This window comes from Polaribacter porphyrae, from assembly GCF_002954685.1.
Lineage (GTDB): Bacteria > Bacteroidota > Bacteroidia > Flavobacteriales > Flavobacteriaceae > Polaribacter > Polaribacter porphyrae.
This window is the reverse complement of the sequence record NZ_MSCN01000001.1, coordinates 2,327,306-2,349,190: the sequence shown is the minus strand read 5'-3', so window position 1 is coordinate 2,349,190 and position 21,885 is coordinate 2,327,306. Positions and strand designations below refer to the sequence as shown.

22 protein-coding genes are annotated in these 21,885 nt (G+C 29.9%); 7 read left to right on the top strand and 15 right to left on the bottom strand.

Annotated elements, in window-relative coordinates; all coding sequences use genetic code 11:
• Positions 1-5: 5 nt before the first annotated feature.
• The 6 genes from BTO18_RS10560 to BTO18_RS10535 all read left to right on the top strand — a co-directional run bounded on the left by BTO18_RS10560 (position 6) and on the right by BTO18_RS10535 (position 4,022).
• Positions 6-371, top strand: coding sequence for a hypothetical protein (locus BTO18_RS10560; protein ID WP_105016183.1), 366 nt, complete (start codon positions 6-8; stop codon positions 369-371).
• Between the two features lie 24 nt (positions 372-395).
• Positions 396-1,166, top strand: coding sequence for an SDR family NAD(P)-dependent oxidoreductase (locus BTO18_RS10555; protein ID WP_262904423.1), 771 nt, complete (start codon positions 396-398; stop codon positions 1,164-1,166).
• Between the two features lie 63 nt (positions 1,167-1,229).
• On the top strand, positions 1,230-1,832 hold the full coding sequence (locus BTO18_RS10550) for a LemA family protein (RefSeq protein ID WP_105016182.1): 603 nt from the start codon (positions 1,230-1,232) through the stop codon (positions 1,830-1,832).
• On the top strand, positions 1,833-2,270 hold the full coding sequence (locus BTO18_RS10545; protein ID WP_105016181.1) for a TPM domain-containing protein: 438 nt from the start codon (positions 1,833-1,835) through the stop codon (positions 2,268-2,270).
• Complete coding sequence (locus tag BTO18_RS10540; protein ID WP_105016180.1) at positions 2,267-3,130, top strand: TPM domain-containing protein; 864 nt, start codon at positions 2,267-2,269, stop codon at positions 3,128-3,130. Before BTO18_RS10545 ends, BTO18_RS10540 begins: the two co-directional genes overlap by 4 nt.
• 49 nt (positions 3,131-3,179) lie before the next feature.
• Complete coding sequence (locus BTO18_RS10535; RefSeq protein ID WP_146106914.1) at positions 3,180-4,022, top strand: SdiA-regulated domain-containing protein; 843 nt, start codon at positions 3,180-3,182, stop codon at positions 4,020-4,022.
• 9 nt (positions 4,023-4,031) lie between these two features.
• Here the strand turns inward: BTO18_RS10535 and BTO18_RS10530 are convergent, their stop codons facing one another.
• The 14 genes from BTO18_RS10530 to msrB all read right to left on the bottom strand — a co-directional run bounded on the left by BTO18_RS10530 (position 4,032) and on the right by msrB (position 18,154).
• Positions 4,032-4,400 carry a DUF423 domain-containing protein gene (locus BTO18_RS10530; protein WP_105016179.1) on the bottom strand — a complete coding sequence of 123 codons (369 nt, stop codon included), beginning with the start codon at positions 4,398-4,400 and terminating at the stop codon, positions 4,032-4,034.
• Positions 4,401-4,408: 8 nt separating this feature from the next.
• Positions 4,409-8,104, bottom strand: a complete 3,696-nt coding sequence (locus tag BTO18_RS10525) for a metallophosphoesterase (protein ID WP_105016178.1) — start codon at positions 8,102-8,104, stop codon at positions 4,409-4,411.
• A gap of 14 nt (positions 8,105-8,118) precedes the next feature.
• Positions 8,119-8,715 (bottom strand): nucleotidyltransferase family protein, encoded by a 597-nt coding sequence (locus BTO18_RS10520; RefSeq protein WP_105016177.1) that lies wholly within the window; start codon positions 8,713-8,715, stop codon positions 8,119-8,121.
• Positions 8,716-9,732, bottom strand: a complete 1,017-nt coding sequence (locus BTO18_RS10515) for an XdhC family protein (protein WP_105016176.1) — start codon at positions 9,730-9,732, stop codon at positions 8,716-8,718.
• Between the two features lie 4 nt (positions 9,733-9,736).
• Positions 9,737-11,890, bottom strand: coding sequence for a xanthine dehydrogenase family protein molybdopterin-binding subunit (locus BTO18_RS10510; protein ID WP_105016175.1), 2,154 nt, complete (start codon positions 11,888-11,890; stop codon positions 9,737-9,739).
• Between the two features lie 3 nt (positions 11,891-11,893).
• Positions 11,894-12,367, bottom strand: a complete 474-nt coding sequence (locus BTO18_RS10505) for a (2Fe-2S)-binding protein (RefSeq protein WP_105016174.1) — start codon at positions 12,365-12,367, stop codon at positions 11,894-11,896.
• A 5-nt stretch (positions 12,368-12,372) separates the two neighbouring features.
• The gene (locus BTO18_RS10500; RefSeq protein WP_105016173.1) at positions 12,373-12,987 is read right to left on the bottom strand and encodes a hypothetical protein; all 615 of its coding nucleotides are present in this window, start codon (positions 12,985-12,987) and stop codon (positions 12,373-12,375) included.
• 209 nt (positions 12,988-13,196) lie between these two features.
• The gene (locus BTO18_RS10495) at positions 13,197-13,715 is read right to left on the bottom strand and encodes a peptide-methionine (S)-S-oxide reductase (RefSeq protein ID WP_105016172.1); all 519 of its coding nucleotides are present in this window, start codon (positions 13,713-13,715) and stop codon (positions 13,197-13,199) included.
• Complete coding sequence (locus BTO18_RS10490; protein ID WP_105016171.1) at positions 13,706-14,650, bottom strand: aldo/keto reductase; 945 nt, start codon at positions 14,648-14,650, stop codon at positions 13,706-13,708. Before BTO18_RS10490 ends, BTO18_RS10495 begins: the two co-directional genes overlap by 10 nt.
• 38 nt (positions 14,651-14,688) lie before the next feature.
• A complete protein-coding gene (locus BTO18_RS10485; protein WP_105016170.1) occupies positions 14,689-16,245 on the bottom strand; it encodes a protein adenylyltransferase SelO in 1,557 nt (518 codons plus the stop codon).
• A 42-nt stretch (positions 16,246-16,287) separates the two neighbouring features.
• On the bottom strand, positions 16,288-16,527 hold the full coding sequence (locus tag BTO18_RS10480; protein WP_105016169.1) for a glutaredoxin family protein: 240 nt from the start codon (positions 16,525-16,527) through the stop codon (positions 16,288-16,290).
• Positions 16,520-17,122 carry a DUF6434 domain-containing protein gene (locus BTO18_RS10475; protein WP_105016168.1) on the bottom strand — a complete coding sequence of 201 codons (603 nt, stop codon included), beginning with the start codon at positions 17,120-17,122 and terminating at the stop codon, positions 16,520-16,522. The genes BTO18_RS10480 and BTO18_RS10475 overlap by 8 nt, the downstream gene beginning before the upstream one ends.
• An 8-nt stretch (positions 17,123-17,130) precedes the next feature.
• The gene (gene msrA / locus BTO18_RS10470) at positions 17,131-17,667 is read right to left on the bottom strand and encodes a peptide-methionine (S)-S-oxide reductase MsrA (RefSeq protein ID WP_105016167.1); all 537 of its coding nucleotides are present in this window, start codon (positions 17,665-17,667) and stop codon (positions 17,131-17,133) included.
• A 40-nt stretch (positions 17,668-17,707) separates the two neighbouring features.
• Complete coding sequence (gene msrB / locus BTO18_RS10465) at positions 17,708-18,154, bottom strand: peptide-methionine (R)-S-oxide reductase MsrB (protein ID WP_105016166.1); 447 nt, start codon at positions 18,152-18,154, stop codon at positions 17,708-17,710.
• 114 nt (positions 18,155-18,268) lie between these two features.
• On the opposite strand from msrB, the gene BTO18_RS10460 reads away from it, so the two are divergent.
• Positions 18,269-19,471, top strand: a complete 1,203-nt coding sequence (locus BTO18_RS10460) for a Pycsar system effector family protein (RefSeq protein ID WP_105016165.1) — start codon at positions 18,269-18,271, stop codon at positions 19,469-19,471.
• Between the two features lie 9 nt (positions 19,472-19,480).
• On the opposite strand, the gene BTO18_RS10455 is transcribed toward BTO18_RS10460, so the two are convergent.
• A complete protein-coding gene (locus BTO18_RS10455; RefSeq protein WP_105016164.1) occupies positions 19,481-21,868 on the bottom strand; it encodes a GAF domain-containing protein in 2,388 nt (795 codons plus the stop codon).
• Between the last annotated feature and the right edge of the window lie 17 nt (positions 21,869-21,885).

The following is a 21,885-nucleotide window of genomic DNA, read 5'->3' as shown; positions in this document are numbered from 1 at the left end:
AAAATATGGAAATTAACAAAAAAGGTTTAGAAATACTATCAAAATTTGAAGAAAATAAACCAGTTTTTATGATGAATTATCTCAATTATAAAGATCAAGTTTCTGAAACAGGTAAAACAGGTAAGGAAACCTATAATGATTATATGAAAGCTGCAACTCCTTTTTTTCAAAAGATCGAAGCAGAAATTATTTTTAGGGGAAAACCACAAGTAACAATTATAGGCCCATTTGATGAGAAATTATGGGATGAGGTTTTAATTGTAAAATATGCGAACAAAAATGAGTTTTTTAAGTTGATGCAATTCAAAGAATACCCTAGAGAATTAAGAGCATCTGCTTTAAAAGATTCTAGGTTAATATTTTGTAAATAAAAATAGATTCCTGTTTTCAAAGGAATGATAAAAGAAATAATTATGGAAGTAAAAAATAAAGTAGTTATAGTTACAGGCGCAGGTTCTGGAATAGGAAAAGCAACAGCAACTCATTTTGCTAAACATGGTGCAAAAGTGGTAGTTTCTGATATTAATTTAGAAAGTGCACAAAAAGTTGTTGATGAAATTGTAACAAATTTCGGAGAAGCGCTACCTATAAAAGCAAATGTTGCTATTTATAAAGAGGTAGAAAATTTAGTTCAGCATACAGTTGCCAATTTTGGAAAGTTAGATGTGATTGTAAATAATGCAGGAATTGGTCCTCATTTGTTAAGAACACACGAATCAACTTTAAGAGATTGGGATAGAGTAATTTCTGTAAATCAAACAGGTGTATTTTACTGTATGAAAGTAGCTTTGAATCAGTTTTTAGAGCAAGGTTATGGTAATATTGTAAATATTGCTTCATTAGCTGGTTTAAAAGCATCACCCAATAATATTAGTTATAGTGCCAGTAAATTTGCAGTAGTAGGTATGACAAAATCTGCAGCTATGGAGTATGCAACTAAAAATATTAGAATTAATGCAGTTTGTCCTGGTTATACAGAATCTGCATTATTGAATCAATTGATAAATGCAAAACCAGAAATGGATGCTATTTTAAAAAGTGTAATACCAATGAAAAGATATGGAAAAGCTGATGAAATTGCAGATGCTGTAGTTTGGCTTGCATCAGATAATACGAAATTTATAACAGGACAAACCATCACTTTAGATGGAGGAACATCACTCTAGATTAAAAATATTATTTACATTTGGACAAACAGAAAATCAACATAAAATTAAAATTTAGAAATTATGAAAAAATGGTTAATTCCTGTAATAGTAATAGGTGTCATTTTATATGCACTTTACAGTTGGGGAAAAGGATTTAATAATGAAGCTGTAGTTTTGCAAGAAGATGCAAAAACCAAATGGTCTAATGTGGAAAGTGCCTATCAAAGAAGAAGCGATTTAATTGGCAACTTGGTAAGTACAGTTAAAGCAGCAGCTGATTTTGAAAAAAGTACATTAACAGAGGTAATTAATGCAAGGTCAAAAGCCACATCAACTAATATTGACGCAAACAATTTAACTCCAGAAACCATGGCACAATTTCAGCAAGCGCAAACAGGCTTGGCAGGTGCCTTAAGTAAATTAATGGTGGTTGTTGAACGTTATCCAGAGTTAAAAGCGAACGAAAATTTTAGAGATCTCCAAAATCAATTAGAAGGTACAGAGAATAGAATTAAAATAGAGAGAGATCGTTTTAATGCTGATGTGAATAAGTACAATAAGCATATTAAAATTTTTCCGAATTCAATTTTAGCTGGTTGGTTTAATTTTGATGAAATGGCAAGATATAAATCAAATCCAGGTTCAGAAAACGCTGTTGATGTAGGAGAAAAATTTAAAGAATAAATGTCTCAAGTAGAGGATTTTCTAACCAAAGAAGAAGAAAAAGAGATTATTGCTGCCATAAGAACAGCAGAACAAGATACGTCTGGGGAAATTCGTGTTCATATAGAAGCTACAGCAGATAAAAACCATTATGATAGAGCTTTAGAAGTGTTTCAATTATTAAAAATGTTCAATACTAAAGATGAAAATGGAGTGCTAATTTATGTAGCTGTAGAAGATCATAAATTTGGGATTTATGGGGATAAAGGCATCAATAAGGTTGTAGATAATGATTTTTGGAATTCAACTAAAGATGTGATGCAAAATCACTTTAAAAGTGGAAACTTTAAACAAGGAATTATTGATGGAATCCTTAAAGCAGGTAAAGAATTAAAAACCCATTTTCCTTGGCAAATTGATGATGAAAACGAATTGTCAAACGAAATTTCTAAAGGATGATGTTTAGTAAACAGTTTTTAGTAGGCAGTTTTCAGTTAGCAGATTTGTGTAAAAAATTGTTTCTTTTTTTAGCGCTTGTACTTTCTGTAAATCTTTTTTCTCAAGGATATCAAATTCCAGAGAAACCAAAAAAAATAAAAAATCAAAAAGCAGTTCATGATTATATTGGATTATTATCTAAAACAGATAGTCTCTCTTTAGAAAACAAGTTAATTCGCTATTCTGACACAACATCAACTCAAATAGTTGTGGCTATCATTTTGTCAACACAAGGAGAAGATATTAATTATTTAGCAGCAAATTGGGGGGAAAAATGGGGAATAGGTAATGCTGAAAAAGATAATGGTGTATTAATATTGTTAGCAAAAGATGACCGAAAAATTGCCATACAAAATGGTAGAGGAGTTGAGTATCTACTAACAGATTTTCAATCAAAGAGAATCATTGAAAGAGTCATTATTCCTGAATTTAAAAAAGGAGATTATTACAGAGGTTTAGATAAAGGAGTAGATTATATTTTTAGAACTTTACAAGGCGAATTTAAAGGCTCAAGAAAACAAAACGAAAAAGGTTTTGACCCAGGAATTGTCATTTTTATAATCATGATTATTATTTTCTTTATTCTAATTTCTAGAGGAAATAAAAATAATAGAGGAGGAGGTAAACGTTTTAGAGAACGCACTTTAGCAGATTCAATTTTAGATACCATTATTTTAAGTAATGCTGGTAGAGGAGGAGGAAGCTTTGGTGGAGGTTTTGGAGGTCGTTCATCAGGAGGAGGTTCTTTTGGAGGAGGAGGTTTTGGTGGCGGATTTGGAGGTGGCTCTTTTGGAGGTGGAGGAGCTTCTGGAGGTTGGTAAAACAATCATTTTACTCTATATTTACTTTTAAAAAATAACCCCAGTTTATATGAAAAAGATAATATTATTCTCTAGTTTCTTATTTTTTATAAGTTGTCAGAATTTTGGGCAACTAAAAGTAATAGCAGATTTACCCAATTATTTAAAAGAAGTTTCTGGAAACGAATATCTCTATAATTCAGAGGAAATATGGATGCTTAATGATGGTGGAAATCAACCCAAACTATTTGCTTTTTCTAAAAATGGTAAACTTAAAAAAGAAGTTTATATCAAAACAAAAAATAACGATTGGGAAGATATTACATCAGACAAAGAAGGTAATATTTACATAGGTGACTTTGGGAACAATAACAATAAAAGAAAGAATTTACGAATCCTAAAGATTGATAAAAACTATTTATCTCAAAAAAACGCAGAAGTTGAAGAAATTGAGTTTGAGTACGAAAACCAGAAGAAGTTTCCACCTAAAAAGAAAGATCGATTTTTTGATGCAGAAGCATTTTTTTATTATAAAAATCATTTCTATGTTTTTACTAAAAGCCGTGTAAAAAAAGAATATGGAAAAACCTTTTTATACAAGTTTCCTGCAACTAAAGGCAAACATACTGCAAAATTAATAGGAGAATTTGATAATGGTAAAAAAACAAATTCTTGGATTACTGGAGCTGATATTTCTGATGATGGGAAAAAAATAGTTCTGTTATCACAAAAAAATGTTTTAATATTCACAAATTTTAAAGGCGATAATTTTTTATCAGGTAAAGTTCAAGAAATTGAATTAGAACATAGGTCTCAAAAAGAGGGAGTTTGTTTTAAAGATAATAGTACACTTTATATTACAGATGAATATGCTCATGGAAAAGGTGGTAATTTGTATGAATTAAAAATCTAGTTTTTTATTTCACAAAAAAATGAATTTGTACAACAATAAAGCCCAACCAATAACTAAAAACAAACCACCCAAGGGAGTTAGAGGTCCAAGAAACTTTAGTTTTTTATTATTTGCAGATGATAACACTAAACCATAAATAGAAAAAGAAAATAGAAAAATACCAATAATAAAGCTATAAACAATGTATGAGTCTATTTCTAAATTAAACCCTAGAACAAGCAATACAATTGCATGATACATTTGATATTTAACTCCAGTTTCAAAACTTTGTAATTGCTCTGAATTTAATTTTTTCTTTAAAGCATGAGCTCCGAATGCACCAAATACTATGGCTAAACATCCAAAGCAACTTCCAAAAATTAATGCTATTTGATTCATAATTTTATCTAAAAATCAAACCCTAAACTTATTTCTAATCTAGAACCTTCTGCACTATCAAAATACCCAATACTTCCGCCAAACATATCAGCAGCATTAAAGAAAAAACCACCACCATAAGATGTGTGTAGTGTAGATGATGTATTAGAAAGTGTAATCATCGAGCTTGGTGTTCCCCAAACCTTACCATAATCATAGCCTCCATAGACTCCTATACTTAAAGGGATTAATCCAGTCTTAAGCTTGTCAATTTTCCATCTTACATCTGTTGTATGAACAAAAGAATTTTTACCATTAAAACGCTCGTTTCTAAAACCCCTCAAACCTTCATTAGCTCCAATATTTGCTGCTTGATAAAATTCAAAATCATTATCAAAAATAAATTGCCCTTTTACTCTAGATGCTAAAACTAATCTTCCACTTGGAATAATTTTGTGAGTAATAGCGAGAGATGTTGTATTATAAGAAAAACTTCTAGCCTCATCTAAATTATTAGTAAATCCAAATTTTAACATAAATTCTATACCTAAAGTTGGGAAAGCAGTATTATCTGAATGCGAGTAATAATAACTAGTTTCAACATTTATAAATTGTTGCGTATTAAATAATCTATTATTTGAACTAAATTGAGGTAATGCTAAAATTCTACCTGGTGTTTTTTCTACATTATAATTTTGATAATTTATACCACCTTTAATAATAGCACCTAACTCACCTCTCCATTTTACAAATGTCCCTAGATTAACTTGGCGAATTCTTGCCCTGTTAAAATCTAAATTAGGATCGTCTTTTTTAGCTTCAGAATTTGGCGAATTATTACCAAAGCCAAAGAAATTTCTGGCAAAATTAGGACTGTTATAACTTGCATCTATGCCTAAATTCCATTTATTGAAGATATTTGCAAACTCACCATAATAATTTAACTCGTAACCACTAGTTGCAAAATAATAGTAGCCAGATATGATATGTCTTGAAGTAAAAGGATTTCTTTCAAAACCATTATTTGTAATCGTATTTTTTAAACCTATTTTTATACCATCATCTGGGTTAAAACCAATGGCTGGATTTATTAAATTAGAAGCATTTTTAAGCTTTGTATAGTTGTAGGTATTTGTTTTATAATCATCGGTTAATTTCTTTCTAAAATTATTGGTTTTAAAAGTATTGTTTTTTGATTTATGATCGTAAACCTTTAAATTTTTAGGAGCTTTTATATCGTAAATATCATTATTTAAACCTCCAATTATTTTTAATTTTATATTATTTTTCCCATTTTCTCCAAAGACATGAAATACATCATCATCATCTAAACCGTAAACCCATATTTCTTTAGTTACATTTTTAGAATATTTTCTCTTTAGAACAATATCTTTCTTTTTGCCACCTTTAATTCTATAAACTGTAATTTTTGTATCACCGTTAGCAAATCTTTCAATATCAAACCAATCATCTTTATTAGTTCCTTTTACTACTTGAAATTCATTTAAATATTTATAATATCTATCAGCAATTTTCTGTAAGTTTTTTCGTCTTCCTTTCAGCTTTTTCTCAATATTCTCAATAGTTTTGTCTTTAACTTCTTTTGGGAATTTTTGCATTGCAGATGCTATTACTTCATCTGTAATTTGAGTTTGAATTCTTTTTGCTTGTTTATCCCAAACACTCTTATCAGCATTAATTAGCAACATATCTAAAGGATATGCAGAATAACTAAACCATTTAGGGTCTTTTAAATCTTCACTGTAAGATCGCATACCTTTTAGGCCAGGCATTGCACTTGTTAAAAAGCCGAGTAAAAATCCGTCACCAAAAATTGAGAAGGCTTGATCTCTATCTCTAGGTACAGGTCTATAAATTATCTTATCCCCTTCTTTAAATTCTGCCCATCTCCATTGGTCTTGATGTCTATCCCAATCTCCAATTAACATATCAAAAAGTCGAGCTCTAATGTATGTTTCTTCATCTAAAACATACTTTTCGTCTTTTGCTAAATTTTTTCTTAAATCATCTGTACTTATCAGATTATTAGAATACCCAAAGTTTTTTTTATCTCCATGACCTTCGTCAGTTCTTTCTTCTATCATGTATAATTCGTCTCCATAATCTAAATTAAACTCTCCTAAAGTTTTCTGTTTTGGCACATAGTAAAGTATAGGTTTTGTATGATAAATATCAATAGCTTCTGCTAATTTATCTATGGTAAAAGGCGCATAAGGATGCGATCCTGTAAAAACATCCATTAATAAACTTTCTGTAAAAGTATCATCGAACATACCTTCTACATATTGATCTTTAAAAACAACAGCTTGTAAATATTGTACAGCATTTTTACGTAAAGCTCTCATCACATATTCTCTACCTTGTTTATCTTTTAATCGTAAAGATTTAGATTGATGCCCACCACCTCTTCTAATAGGTGTTAAACCACCTAGTAAAGTATCTAAACTAACAGTGGGTGCAATAACCTTTTCTCCAAAATACTTTCGGTAACGCTTACCCCATAGAAAATTATAAAAACCAGTTTTATCTACTTCTTCATTTGTATAAACTGACGCGATTTTTTCTTTTAATTTTGCATTTGGGAAATTTGTATAATTAGCAATACTGTCTGCTTTAAACACATTAGCTTCAAAGACTATTTTTTTATCTTTAGCTGCATAATAGTGAACGCTAGAAGAACCATCTTTATAGATGTCAAGTCTTGCAAAACCTTGCGAACCGTAACCAAACACACCACCATTCACATTTTTTACTGCAGTAATTTTAGAGCCAGAACCACTTACAATTTGAGGTATATTGTCTCTTACTATGTATTGTAAACTGTGTTCATGACCAGAAACAAATACTATTTTTTCATTTTCTTGAGAGATTGTAATTAACCTTTTTCTCAACTCATTGTATTTGTCATTTTGTTGGTCAGTATTTGTTACCCCAGAAGTTTTTCTTAATATATTTAAGGCAGAGCCTAAAATTGGAGCTGGCTTAATATGACTTTTGAATGAGTAATATCCTCCATGAGGACCATTAGTAAACATTGGATGATGTAAGGCTATTATTGTAGTCTTTCCTTGAGATTTTTTTATCAATCCTTCAAATTCATCAAAAAATTTTGCTCTAGTTTTTATTTCACATTCGTCATTAATACCTGGGTGTTTATCCCAGTTTGTAACATACCAGTGAGTGTCTACTACTATGACATTGATGTCATCATTAATTTCTATTTTTTCTAATGGGCATCCTTTTTCTGGTTGAAACGAGTTTTTGCCTAAAGCTTTTTCTACTAATTTTTCTTGTCTTTTCAAGCCTTTTAATCCACTGTACCAATCATGATTTCCAGGAATAACTATTGTTTTTCCAGGGAACTTTTTACCAATATCTGTTTGTACTTTTAAACGATGTTTTGCTAAATTATATTTTTTTGATTTTTTTTTAGGAATACCATTTTCATACACGTTATCTCCTAAAAAAATTAAAGTAGAATTCTTTTTTGCATACTTAATTTCTTTTTCTAGATAGGCTAAAGCAGAATCTTTAGCTCTTAAATCAGAACCTCCAGCATCACCAATTAAATAAAAAGAGTGTAAAACTTCTGATGTTGTATTTGGTTTAAATTTATAACCTTCAGTAACCTGCATTTTTATAGTTGCACATGCATTAATAAAAATTACAATAAGCAGCACAAGTGTATATCTAACTATTTTCATAAATGTAAAAATAGTTATTTTAATTGGTTTGTATAAAAGTTCAAATCCCTTTGAGTATCAATATCAATAAGATTGGTTTTAGACAGGGTTGAAATAATATTATGCATATTATTTTCTAGAAAAGTTTTTGCGCCTTTATCTCCTTTAATTTTTAGTAAATCGTCAAAATATATTGATGGGATTAAAGCAGGAACTCCATAAGTTTGATTGTATTTGGAAGCAATTATTTTAACGGGTTTTTCTTTAAATAAATGAACCATTTCTTCCAAATAGGATTGATGAATAGCAGGTTGATCTGCCAGTAAAATTAAAACACCTTTTAGATTAAGAGGTACATTTTTAAAGAATTTAATACTTTGAATAATACTAGAACTTAAGCCTTCTTCAAAACCTTTATTAATGATGATTTGTATATTATTAAAATCTACTTTATTTTTTATTTTTTCGGCATTGGCACCTAAAACACAATATGTGTTTTTTGGAGCTATTTTTTTAGCTTTTTCTAAAGTGATTTCTAACAGAAATTTATAGTCAATTTTAATGAGCTGTTTAATATTTTTCATTCTGGATGACTTTCCAGCAGCTAAAACTAAAACAGCAATATCATCCATTTATGAAGTATGAATTTTACCGTTAATTTTTCGAAGTGAAAACGGTTCTTTTTTTCTGATTACAGATAAAATTTCAGCTACAATAGAAACTGCAATTTCTTCTGGAGTTTGTGCACCAATATGTAAACCTGCTGGTGTGTAAATATTGTCTAAAAAATCATCAGAAATATCAGGAACAAATTCAAAAAGTTCATTGAATAGACGCTCTCTACGTTTTGGTGCACCTAAAATACCAATATATTTAGGTTGATATTCAGATAGTTTTGCAACATATTTTAAATCTTGCACGTAACTATGGTTCATAATTACAATGGCAGTATTTTTTTCAATATCAGAAAATTTGATGGTTTCTGGAGAATCTCCAATAACAGAATTTGAGCCTGGAAAATCAGACAATTGTTTGCTATCTTTTGCTGAAGTTATTACATCTACTTGCCAACCTAAATTTGCAGCAATTTTACATAATTTTACAGCATCGTGTTCGCCACCAATAATAATTAGTCGAAAATCGGGCTGTAAAATTTGTGAGAAAGTACTAGCATTTTCATCGACTTTATAATCTTTAGAAAATGTAAATTGTTGTTGATTCTCAAAAGTGATTATAGAGCCGAAATTACCAAAAAATTCATCTTTTTTCTCAAAAAAACTTTCAATTTTTAGGCTTTCTCTTTTTTGATTTGCATCTGTAAAAACATTCAGAAATTGTTTAGTAATAAAAAAAGGCTCTATTAAAATATAGAGAATTCCTTCACAACCCAATCTGTAACGTCCATCATAAGTGATAACTTTTGGTTTTCCATCAACAAAAACAGATTTGCTTCTTTGTATGATTTCTTTTTCTACACAACCTCCAGAAACTGCACCAACAGAGCTATAATCTTCAGCAATTAGCATTCTTACTCCTGGTTTTCTGTAAGATGAACCCTCTAAATAAACCACAGAAGCCAACACATTTTTCAATCCTTTTTGCTGATTGATAATGGCTTGATGAATTATTTCTTTAAGTTCGTGAATCATTTAATTATGAAAGTTTTAAAGGCATTTCTGTCAATCTTTTTCCTGTGATTCTTCTTACAGCATTTGCAATTGCAGCAGCAATTGGTCCTAAAGGAGGTTCACCAACAGGCAGAGGTTTATCAACACCTTGTATTAAATGAATATTAATTTCTTTAGGTGCGTGTTTTAGCAAAGCCATATCATAAGGGCCGTAAATTGTGGGTTGCAATTGTCCATCATCAATATACATTTTTTCGTGCATTGCAGCACTCATTGCCATAATCATTGCACCTTCACATTGTGCTTTTACTTGATCTGGATTTACTGCAATACCACAATCCATAACACAAGTAACTTTATGTACTTTAATTTGATTATCTATAATAGAAACTTCAACTATTTGTGCACAGGGCGTTCCTGTATCTGTAGAACAAGCAAAACCCATTGCTTTTCCGTTTACAACTTCATCAGAATAACTGGCTTCTTTTTGTGCTTTTTTAATTACGTTTTTTAAACGAATTCCTTCTTCATTATCTTTTATTTGTGATAAACGCAATTCAATAGGATTTTGATTTCCTTTTAAAGCCAACTCATCTACAAAAGATTCTATAGCAAAAGTATTTGCCAATAAACCTAAACTACGCCACCAACTTGTAGCAAAAGGCAAGGTTTTGTGCCATTGAACAGCTCTTATATTTTCAATAGCTGAATAATGAATACTTCCTCCACGAATTGCACCAAAATCAGCACCTAAAATTGTATTAGCAATATCTGGCAATAATGCAGAATCTATAGCCACATTTCCACTTGCAAAATGATGTTCTAAATTAGAAATTTGTCCTTTTTCGTTTAGTTTTCCTTTCATAATGTGATGTGTAGGAGGTCTAAACATATCATTTTGAAATTCTTCTTTTCGAGTGAAAAAATATTTTACAGGTTGACCAACTTCTTTAGAAAGTTGCACAGCTTTAATAGCGTGTTTTGTATTTAGTCTTCTTCCAAAACCACCACCCAAATAAGTAGGAATAATATTGATATTTTTTGTATCAATATCTAATGCTTTAGAAATTTGATTTTGTGTAATTCCCACAACTTGAGTAGAAAGGATTACAGTTACTTTACCATCTTTGTAAGAAGCTACAGCTCCATTTGGTTCTATTTGTGCGTGTGCACCCATTGGACTTTTAAACTCGATTTCTAAAAATTCTTTATCATCATCATCTAAATTATCGCCTTCTTTTTGCACTAACACTTCATTTCCATTTCCAACAGAAATAAGTGCTCTAATTTCTTGTTCTGTCCATTTTTTTGGGATGTTCCACTCGACATCAACTTCCATTTTTGCAGCTAAGGCCTGTGCATACGTTTTTGCAACAACACCAATCCAATCTTCAATTTGAACTACTTTTACAACTCCAGGCATTTGTGCAGCTTTGTTAAAATTGGCACTTTTATAAGTAGCTCCAATATGTTCTGGTCTTATAACAACTGCATGCAACATATCTTCCATTTCTGCATCCATACCAAAAATTGGATCTCCAAAAACTTTGGCTTTTAAATCGATTCTTGCTACTGGTTTTCCAACCAACTTATAATCAGCAACAGGTTTTAATTTTGGAGTGTCAGGAATTTCCCATTCTGTAACATTTTCTACAGCCTTTGCATAAGTAATTTTTGTTCCATTTCCAGAAACAATTCCATTTTGTGTGGATAAATTTTCTACAGGGATTTCTAGTTTTTTAGCAGCTTCAATCGTAATCATTTTACGTATTGTAGCAGCCATTTCACGCAAAGGCATCCACATAGAAGCTACAGATAAACTACCTCCAGTTCCTAAACCATCTACAATTCCGCTTGCAGTAGATGCAGCAATAACTTGAATTTGATTGATGTCGATATCCAATTCATCTGCAGCAATTTGAGCCAAACCTGTAAAAGTGCCTTGTCCCATTTCTACTTTTGGCGAATGTAAAATAACTGTATTATCTTTTGTAATTTCGAACCATAAATTGGGTTCAGTTCCTGTACCTGAATATGGAGAAACAAACGAATCTGCAAAATCGATAATTTCCCTACGAATTGGATTTCTAAAAACATAGGTTCCTAATGCTAAAACTCCAAGAGTTCCTAAACCACCTCTAACCAAAAATTTTCTGCGTGATATTTTCTTTTTAGCCATCCTTTAATTTTTAGATTCTTGAGTTAATTCAGCTGCTCTATGAATTGCTTTTCGCATTCTATAATAGGTTGCACATCTACAAATATTAATAATGTTTTTATCAATATCTTCATCTGTAGGATTTGGATTTTCTTTTAACAAAGCTGCAGTTGCCATCATAAAACCTGGTTGACAATAGCCACATTGTGGTACAACTTCTTCTATCCAAGCTTGTTGCACAGGATGTGGATTTTCTACATCACCCAAACCTTCTATTGTAGTTACATTTTTATCTTTTGCAAATTTTACTGCGTAAGAACAAGAACGCACAGCAACATCATCTACATGCAAAGTACACGCTCCACAAGCAGCTTTACCACACCCAAATTTTGTGCCTTTTAAATCTAAAATATCTCTAACAACCCACAAAAGTGGTGTGTTTTCATCTTCTATATCAATAGAAACTGGTTTGTTGTTTATTGTAAATTTTATATTCATTTCTATTAATTTTCAGGGATTATGGCACCATCAGCAAACCATTCTTTTACTACTTTTTTAAACTCCTCTTCAGAAATTGGTGGCTTTTCTCTTTTGTTTCCTGCAGCATCAACTCCAGGATTCCAAGCCCATAAAACCAAATCATCTTCAGTTAAATGTTTGATAACTCCTTTATGATCCTTTCCTCCATTTTTCTCTGGATTTAAAATTACTGCAGCAATTTCTTGTCTTGTTAACCCTTTCCAAGCCATAGATTGTGGAGCTAAACCCCAATGTGGAGCCCCAGGAACTCCAGAAAAATTATTGTTTTCTTTTTGATGACAAGTAGCACATTTAGTAGCTTTAAAACCTTGGTCTTTTTCTCCACCTTCCATTCCAAAATAATGAGGATGACTATCAATTCCTTGCTTTGGAACATTATCACTTGGATGACAATTCATACATCTAGGATGTGTTAAAACGTCCATCATTTTGGTAAAGTTGTCTTTATTTTCTGATGAATTCAATGTTTTCTTTTCAATAGAAATATATTCATTAAATGAAGAGGAGTAATTGGAAGCTATTAGAATACCACTAATTAGAAGGAGTGGAATTAAATAGTTGATTTTTGTTGTTTTCATAAAGTTTCTAATGTGATTTTACCAAGAAAAAAGGGTTTCTTGAACTTCCATAAAACTAATGAAATTAATTTAATTAAAATAACGCTATCAAATCAACTTATATATATTCATCCAGTTTTTAAATAAAATCAATTCTACATAAATTATTATTTTAAAAACAGAACATTTATTGGTAATCTCTTTCAGTAGTTAAGATTTAAAACTGAACTTTAATGCTGATAAATTAAATGGCTTATTTTACTTTTATCTATATGATTAGAAAATTTATGCAATAAAAACTTCAGTTTTGGATTGATATAAGTTTTGCAAAATGGTTTTTCTGGATTAGATTGATAATAATTCTGAAATTCTTCTGTTGAAGGTTTGAATTGTTGAAATTTTATAACTTGTGTAATAATTTTGTTACTAAAACTTGTTTGTAATTCATCAATTATTTTTAAACTTTCTATTTTTTGTTGAATAGAAAAATAATAAATCGCAGAGCGATATTTATTACGCATAGAATGATTACTTGTACTTTTATGTGTTAATAAATGAATTTCAATTAAAGTTTTTAGGTTGATTTTTGAGCTGTTAAAATGAACAATGACAGCTTCAGAAAAAGTGTTATTTTTTGCTGTGGATGCAACCCAACCTTGCTCTACTTTTTGAACACCAAGTAACGATTGAAAAACAGCTTCTGTACACCAATGGCAGCCACCACCAAAAGCAATTTGTGTTAATTCCATTCTAGTTGCTTTCTTTCATCCCAATAAAATTCTGGAGAAACTTTAAAAGAATTCAATAATTCAATATCATAATTAGAAAGTACCAAAGAATTTGCTTTTAGGTTTTCTGTAAGTTGATTGGTATTGCTTGCTCCACTTAAAACTGTAGCATTTGGAATAGTTTGTAAACCATATTTTAGTGCTATTGCATCCACACCAATTTTATATTTTTGAGCCAATTTTTCTAAAGTTGTATACATTTTTTGATAATGAGGATAATTTTCATTTTTAAAAACACGTCCATTAGCCAAAGCTTCTTTAATTACAATCGATTTATTTTGCTGCTGTAATTCATCAACGATTTCTAATAAACTTTGGTCTAAAATATTATAAGTTACTTGAAAAACATCAAATAATTGCTCTCCATCAACAAAAACAGACAACGCTTTTTGAATCACTTCTACTTGATTTGTTCCAGTAGTTGTAATTCCGATTTTAAGATTGTGCTCTTTTTTTAAACGCGCCAGTTCTTTTAAAACTCCTTTATTTTCTAAAACACCAGTTTCTAAAGTTGTAGAATGAATTTGATATACCTTAAAATAGGGGAGAAGTTGTTTTGAGAATTTCCACTGTTCTTTTAATTTAGCTAAACTATGTTCTTTTACTTCGTGAACTTTGGCATTTGCATCAAAATTTGCAGTGTAGGTGTAACCCCATTTTGTAGCAACTTCAATAGTTTTATCATTTTTTGTTAGTATCCATTCTAACAACAATTCTTCAGCCAAACCATAACCAGAAGCAGTATCAAAATATCTGATTCCTAGATTATAAGCGTCTTCCAAAACTTGAAAACTTTGTTTCCTAAATTTTTCTAAATTTGAATTGTCGCAATTTTTTAAGCGCACATTAATATATTGTGGTCTTCCTAAAGCAGCAGTTCCTAATCCTAATTTCATTTTTTTGTTTCTAACCTTTCAATTTTGTTTATATATTTTTAAGAACTACAAGATAACATTGAGCAACCTACTTTGTGTCTTGCCCATTCAGGACGTTTTGCAAACCATTTTTGATGTTCTGCTTGCTCATCATAAGGCTTTTTTAAGAGCTGAAATAATTCGTCAATTAATGTGTAATCTCCTTCATCTGCAGCATCAATTGCCAATTGTGCCATATAATTTCTTAAAACATATTTAGGATTTACAGCATTCATTTTTGCTTTTCTTTCTTTGTTAGAAAGCTTTTCTTTTTTTAATCTTTCAGCATATGTGTTTAACCAAGTTTTCCATAATTGTTTTACTTCTTCAGAAATATTTTCATAATCATAAAATGAATCTTCAATCACATTTAAACTAGAATTTTCATCAGAAAAATTACTTAAATTTCTAAAGAAAAGAGTCATATCTGTTTCTACTAATTGTAAAGTGTTTTCTAAATTCTGAATGATGCCTAAATCGTTTTTATTATCTTCAAATAAACCTAATTTCGATTTCATCATCGCTAATGATTTCTGCTCAAAATTCGTTTTATATTCTGCCAAAACAGCTTCTAAAGTTTCTACTTCTTCAATTAGTGGATACAAAGCATTTGCAAGTTGAAATAAATTCCAAAGTCCTATATTAGGTTGATTTCCATATCTATAACGTTTGTGTTGTCTGTCTGTGGTATTTGGTGTCCAGCTAAAATCGAAACCTTCTAACCAACCATAAGGTCCATAATCTATGGTTAAACCCAAGATTGACATATTATCAGTATTCATAACTCCGTGTACAAAACCTACTCTTTGCCAATGAATAATCATTTCTAAAGTGCGTTCTGAAACTTCTCTAAAAAAGTTGATATACGTTTCTTTGGATGGTTTTCCTAAATACTTAAAATGATGTTTGATAGTATAATCAACTAAAATTTTTAGATTTCTTACATCGTTTCTTGCAGCAAAAATTTCAAAATTTCCAAAACGTAAAAACGATGGAGAAATTCTTGATACTATTGCTCCTTTTTCGTAGGCAGGATTTCCATTATACAAAACATCTCTTAAGACTTGGTCGCCAGTTAAACTTAAAGATAAAGATCTTGTGGTTGGCACACCCAAATGAAACATGGCTTCTGCACATAAATATTCTCTAATTGACGAGCGCAAAACAGCCAAACCATCTGCAGTTCTAGAATAAGGAGTTTCTCCTGCTCCTTTTAATTGTACTTTCCAGTTTTTGTTTTGATGTTCAACTTCGAATAAATTGATGGCTCTTCCATCACCCAATTGTCCTGCCCAATTGCCAAATTGATGCCCTGCATAACACATTGCAAAAGGTTTTGTATTCGGATAAATTTCATTTCCAGTAACAATATCTCTAAAAAAATCTGATTTCGTTTCTTCATCAGAAATTCCTAATTCATTAGCCATTTCTTGCGAAGTATGAATCACTTTTGGTGCTTTCGTTTTTTTAGGATTTACATACGAAAACACAGCTTCAGTAACCTGTCTTCTTGAGTTTTCAAGATTTGGATCTGAAGGTAATTCTGAAGTAAAAGTTTCTTTTATGTTAAGTTTCATATTACAGAATATACCTACAAGGTTATAAAAACCTTGCAGGATTTATATTAATTTATCAATCCATTTTTGAAGATCTTTATCAGAAGGATTTCTCAACTTTTTAGTATTGATTGTAATTGTTGGGAAATTTAATTTTCTATTTTCATACAATTTACGCAATTCTTCTGCAAAATCTTCATTTTGTTCTACATCTAAAAACGCGTAATCTAAATTACGCGTTTTTAAAAATGTTTTATAATATTGCGTTTTATGGCATTTTTCTGCACCATATAATTTAATCATCTTTAATTAAGTTTAAATCCTCTTTTTCGTATTTATTATTTCCTCTTAATTGCTTTTTAAGATTCCAAAGTTGTATCCCTAGATTTCTTTTTAGTTTTGGGTTATCTAATAAAAAATCACGTAAATAGGTGTTGTATTCAAATTGAGGGGCAATATTTTTAACTGCTGAACTTAATTTATTTTGAATTGTTATTTTATTCCACTCTTCAATAGCATCTTTTAAGTTTTTTCCTGAATTTACTTTCATCCAATTCATAAATTTTATATTGAACTTGAATTGTTTTCCTATTTCTTTTTCAAAAAAACTTCTAACATTTTCTGTACTCTTGTAGTTGTCTGTAATTAAGGTTTTTAATGTTAGGTTTTCAGTTTTCCAGTTAAATGTAGATGTTTTTTTATTTTCTGTACTTTTAATCAATTCATTCTTTTTTCCTGTGTTTAGATATTCAGCAATCCTTTTAGAAATATCAATTTTACTACCAGTTATTCTTAAATCTTCCTTTTTGCAAAATTGCATGAGTTCTTTTTTTAACCAATAGAAGTCTGTAAAATCTTTTACTGATATGTCTTTATTTAGTGTTGGCCTTTTATCCATAAAACAGGTTACTTTAATTTATCAGCATGTAATTTTCTTAATTTAGAAAGTTTAGGTTCAATTACAAAACTACAATATCCATAACCTTGATTGTTTTTATAAAAATCTTGGTGTTCTTGTTCTGCTTCGTAGAAAATATCTAAAGGACTAATTTCTGTCACAATTTTATTATCAAAATAAGGTTGTAGCTGTTTTAGAACCTCTTCAGAAACAAGTTTTTGAGCATCATCATGATAAAAAATTACAGACCTGTATTGTGTACCTCTATCTGCACCTTGTCTGTTTAGCGTTGTTGGGTCATGAGTAGTCATAAAGATGACTAAAATATCATCGTAAGAGATCATATTTGCATCAAAAGTAATTTGAATTACTTCTGCATGCCCTGTTAATCCTGAACAAATTTCTCTATAGGTTGGTTTTCCTGGAGCATTTCCCCCTGAATAACCAGACACTACTTTTTCTATACCTTTTACTTTTTGGAATACTGCTTCTGTACACCAAAAACACCCTCCACCTAAAGTGGCAATTTGTATTTTTTTATTCATTTTCCTATTCTAACCTTCCCAAAGGGAAGGAACTTGTTAGTTATTTTTTATCTAAAATCATGGATTCTGAATTAATGCAATAACGTAATCCACTTGGCTCTGGACCATCTGGAAAAACATGACCCAAATGAGCATCGCATGTATTACACATTACTTCAACCCTAATCATACCAAAAGAAGTGTCTTTATGATATTTAATTACATTTTCCTTGATTGGCTGTGTAAAACTTGGCCAACCAGTTCCTGAACTAAATTTTATAGTAGAATCAAATAAAGGCGTATTGCAACACACACAATTGTATTGCCCTTCATCGTAAATGCTACACAAATCACCACTGTGTGGTCTTTCAGTTCCTTTTAGTCTTGTAATTCTGTATTGTTCTGTAGTTAATTGAGTCTTCCATTCTATGTCGGTTTTCTCAACTCTTTTGTCTGGAGTTGGGTTACCTTTTGAAGCAAATTTGATGACTTCTTTCCAAGTTAGCATATCTATATTATTAATGTTTTGTTAGTCTAAAAAAGAAGTGTAAAATTACAACTTATTATAAAGAATTTAAAGTTGATTTTTATTCCTTATTTTTGATTTTACAAAACTAGTATTATGAGTAAATTAATTGCAGAAGCAGAAGTATATATTTTAAATTTTCTTAATGAAAATCTGAATAGAAATTATGTATATCATAATATTTCTCATACACAGAGAGTAGTTGAAAATGCAAAAGAAATTTGTGATAATATAGAAGTTTCTGAAAATGATATCGAAAATGTATTGATTGCAGCTTGGTTTCATGATTCTGGTTTTATACATGGTGCTGAAAACCATGAAAGAGAAAGTGTTAATATTGCTTCAGATTGGCTAAAGAGCAAAAAAGTTAATGAAGATAGAATAGCTATAATTTCTGATATAATATTAGCTACTAAAATGGGTACTACCCCAAACACTTTACTAGAAAGAGTTATTAGCGATGCTGATTGTGCACATTTAGCATCAAAAAGATTTTCTAACTATTCATCGTTATTAAGGAAAGAATGGGAGCTTACAGGCTTTAAAAAGTTAACAGATAGAGAATGGATTAAAGAAAATATTAATTTTTTTACAGTAACACAAAAGTTTCATACTGATTATGCATTAAAAAACTGGAGTAAAGCTAAAGCTAAAAATTTAGCGAAGTTGATAAAAAGTCAAAAAAATTTAAATCAAGATTTAAAAAAGTTCAATCAAAAACAAGAGGCTTTAGAGCTTAAAAAAGGTAAAATTGAATCTCCAGAAAGAGGTATCGAAACGATGTTTAGAGTGGCATTAAGAAACCATATTACATTAAGTGATATTGCTGATACTAAAGCTAATATTTTATTGTCTGTAAATGCAATTATCATTTCAATGTCTTTTTCTACTTTAATTCCAAAATTAGACAATCCTTCTAATGATTATTTATTGGTGCCTTCTATAATTTTTATTTTATTTACTGTTGCAAGTATGATTTTATCTATCCTAGCAACAAGACCAAATGTTACTCAAGGTAAATTTACCAAAGAAGATGTTGCCAATAAAAAAGTTAATCTTTTATTTTTTGGTAATTTTCATCAAATGAAATTAGATGATTTCGAATGGGGAATTCAAGAAATGATGCAAGACAGAGACTATCTTTATGGATCTTTAACCAAAGATTTATACTTTTTAGGCTTGGTTTTAAATAGAAAATATAGTTTATTAAGGCTTACTTACACCGTATTTATGATTGGTATAATAGTAAGTGTTATTGCTTTTTCTGTGGCCTTTGCAATGCAAGGATATACAGCTTAATTAAAAAAATTAAGCTTCTATTTCCTTTATTAAATCACTAAAAGTTATGGTGTTTTTAGCATTAAAATCTTCTTGATAAATTACTTCTACACGTAAAGCTTTTAGACCAGAAACACCTTGTAAATCTTCTAATTCGAGATGCTCAATTTTACCTAATAAATTTTTAGATTGCAGGTAGTTGATATATTTTACATACTCAATAGCATCTTTTTCTTGAGAATAGACAATAGCAATTTTACCTGGTACAGTTAAACGCTCTTCAGTACCATTTATATGAGCTTTGTCAATACGTTTTTTAATTATTTCGTAGCGAATATTATAAGCACCATCAACATCAAATTGTTTTTCATCCATTCTAAATTTAATAGCCATAGCATTGCTATGCACCAAGATTAGAGAGGCTACTCTTAAATCGTGTTGCATATTTTTTCTTTCAAAATATGCTAGGTTTTCCATTTCGCAAGTCACTTTTAGTTGCCATAATCTTAAGTTATAAAGATATAAACTATCAAAAGTTTTTTCTTTTGTGATAGATTCCCCTATATACATATTGTACTCAACACCATCAGTTTTATAACGCTCAAAATAATGAGGAAACATAGCTTGGGCTTCTTTTTGTTTTTTGTCTAAAAAACTAGCCAGCTTGTCATTAATATGCATTACACTATCTTCATAGTTTTTCCTTTTTTCATAAACAACGTTTAATTTTTTATCTAAACGATTCATATAAATGTTTACTTTTTCAGAAAGCTCATTATTAATGTCTCTAATATGTCTAAAAACTGGGTATATTTCCCTTTTTAAGAATTCTAGAATAGATACTTCATCACCAGCATTTAATCCTTCTTTTACTTCTGTTAAGTAAGAAGAAACTCTAAACATTAATTCATTGTAAATTGGTAGTTTTTCCGTTTTACAAGCATCTTCTAAAACAGTAATAGCAAGAGATAATTGAGTTACTAAATCTTCTTTAATAGCAGTACTTCTTGCTAAAGAAGAGCCTTTAATATCACTTTGACCATATAAAGGATAAACGTCTTTAAATACTATTTCATCTAGTTTTGCCTCTTCATTGGTTCTGTTTTCGATATGATATTTTTCGGCAGCTTCATAAAAACGCCATTTTACAGAATTATGAATAGAGGTATAATTTTCTTGAATGGTTGCTTCTAGTATATTTTGACGCTCTTCTGATGTTCTTTTTACAGCCGCTTCAAAAACAGGTATAATATCCTTGAGCTTATTTACATTTACAGAATTTAAATCGTAAGCTCTTGGAGATGCTATTTCTAATAAAGCTAAATCATTATTTTTAGTAGCCTTGATAGGGATAAGTATAATGCTTAATATGCCAGAATCGTATAAGTTTTTATAAAAAGGATTTTTATTTGTACGCTTACCATATTCTTCTACATCAGAAATAATAAAAGTTTCATGGTTTTTGAAGACCTTTTGCATAATACCTTCACAGAAATAACCAGTTTGACAACTTATTTCATCCTTTTTGTTTAATATGATGCTACTTGATGTTTTAATATCTGTACTACAAACTTTTGAGTTAGTATTGTCAAAAATAGAATAGCCAAGTTTTAAATCTTTTAAACTATAAAAATCTCTTAAATTATCTTGAAGTTTAAAGATTAAATTATCACCACCTTCTAATAAATTGGCTTTTATAGAGGAAACCATCTCTTCTGCTGTGACATCAAATAGGTTGATGACTCCAAAACCTTTGAAAATATAACTATTTGGAGGAAACTTTTCTCTCCATAAATCTATATTATCAAAATTATTAAGTAGTTCTTTAAAATCTTCTGGGTTTAGTACAGGAGCGTCTTTAGATACTTCAATGTCAGAAAAATCTGCATTAAAAGCAGCTCTGTAGTATTTCATTGTACCTGTTGTTTTATCAGGAATATCAAAATAAAAAGGTCTTTTTACATCAATACTAAAGTTATATACAAAGCCTAGAATAAAAGTACAAGCCATTATGTACATACTATCTTCTTCAAAATTTCTAACTTTTAGCTCATAATCATCACCAGCATTATTTAATATATTTTCAAAACGAGTAGAAAATTTAAATGATGTAAAAGAAAAAGGTACACTGGCTGCTTTAATTTCATTATTTGCCAATGCTTCTGGAAATAAAGGATCTAATAAAACATCTATTTGATCGTGGAATTTTTCTATTAAAGAGATGTCTGAAAAACCATCTACTAATTCTGGATGTTTACTTATCTGATTTACAAAAATTTTTGCAGATTCATGAAAAGGATGATGTTTATTATCTGCATGTGCATATTTTTCAAAAATATCAAAGACTTTTTTGAAAGAAATATTTAGCTGTAAAGGCAATTCTACATCAGAAAGAATACTAGATTTCCTAATTTTCATTTTTTGGTATTTATTAC

Excerpts from the sequence above, each read along its gene's own strand:
- BTO18_RS10460 (WP_105016165.1), top strand. The coding sequence starts at position 18,269 with ATGAGTAAATTAATTGCAGAAGCAGAAGTATATATTTTAAATTTTCTT.
- BTO18_RS10540 (WP_105016180.1), top strand. The coding sequence starts at position 2,267 with ATGATGTTTAGTAAACAGTTTTTAGTAGGCAGTTTTCAGTTAGCAGAT.
- BTO18_RS10555 (WP_262904423.1), top strand. The coding sequence starts at position 396 with ATGATAAAAGAAATAATTATGGAAGTAAAAAATAAAGTAGTTATAGTT.
- BTO18_RS10500 (WP_105016173.1), bottom strand. The coding sequence starts at position 12,987 with ATGAAAACAACAAAAATCAACTATTTAATTCCACTCCTTCTAATTAGT.
- BTO18_RS10455 (WP_105016164.1), bottom strand. The coding sequence starts at position 21,868 with ATGAAAATTAGGAAATCTAGTATTCTTTCTGATGTAGAATTGCCTTTA.
- BTO18_RS10560 (WP_105016183.1), top strand. The coding sequence starts at position 6 with ATGGAAATTAACAAAAAAGGTTTAGAAATACTATCAAAATTTGAAGAA.
- BTO18_RS10475 (WP_105016168.1), bottom strand. The coding sequence starts at position 17,122 with ATGGATAAAAGGCCAACACTAAATAAAGACATATCAGTAAAAGATTTT.
- BTO18_RS10545 (WP_105016181.1), top strand. The coding sequence starts at position 1,833 with ATGTCTCAAGTAGAGGATTTTCTAACCAAAGAAGAAGAAAAAGAGATT.
- BTO18_RS10535 (WP_146106914.1), top strand. The coding sequence starts at position 3,180 with ATGAAAAAGATAATATTATTCTCTAGTTTCTTATTTTTTATAAGTTGT.
- msrB (WP_105016166.1), bottom strand. The coding sequence starts at position 18,154 with ATGCTAACTTGGAAAGAAGTCATCAAATTTGCTTCAAAAGGTAACCCA.
- BTO18_RS10510 (WP_105016175.1), bottom strand. The coding sequence starts at position 11,890 with ATGGCTAAAAAGAAAATATCACGCAGAAAATTTTTGGTTAGAGGTGGT.
- msrA (WP_105016167.1), bottom strand. The coding sequence starts at position 17,667 with ATGAATAAAAAAATACAAATTGCCACTTTAGGTGGAGGGTGTTTTTGG.
- BTO18_RS10520 (WP_105016177.1), bottom strand. The coding sequence starts at position 8,715 with ATGGATGATATTGCTGTTTTAGTTTTAGCTGCTGGAAAGTCATCCAGA.
- BTO18_RS10550 (WP_105016182.1), top strand. The coding sequence starts at position 1,230 with ATGAAAAAATGGTTAATTCCTGTAATAGTAATAGGTGTCATTTTATAT.
- BTO18_RS10495 (WP_105016172.1), bottom strand. The coding sequence starts at position 13,715 with ATGGAATTAACACAAATTGCTTTTGGTGGTGGCTGCCATTGGTGTACA.
- BTO18_RS10505 (WP_105016174.1), bottom strand. The coding sequence starts at position 12,367 with ATGAATATAAAATTTACAATAAACAACAAACCAGTTTCTATTGATATA.
- BTO18_RS10530 (WP_105016179.1), bottom strand. The coding sequence starts at position 4,400 with ATGAATCAAATAGCATTAATTTTTGGAAGTTGCTTTGGATGTTTAGCC.
- BTO18_RS10525 (WP_105016178.1), bottom strand. The coding sequence starts at position 8,104 with ATGAAAATAGTTAGATATACACTTGTGCTGCTTATTGTAATTTTTATT.
- BTO18_RS10480 (WP_105016169.1), bottom strand. The coding sequence starts at position 16,527 with ATGATTAAATTATATGGTGCAGAAAAATGCCATAAAACGCAATATTAT.
- BTO18_RS10490 (WP_105016171.1), bottom strand. The coding sequence starts at position 14,650 with ATGAAATTAGGATTAGGAACTGCTGCTTTAGGAAGACCACAATATATT.
- BTO18_RS10515 (WP_105016176.1), bottom strand. The coding sequence starts at position 9,732 with ATGATTCACGAACTTAAAGAAATAATTCATCAAGCCATTATCAATCAG.
- BTO18_RS10485 (WP_105016170.1), bottom strand. The coding sequence starts at position 16,245 with ATGAAACTTAACATAAAAGAAACTTTTACTTCAGAATTACCTTCAGAT.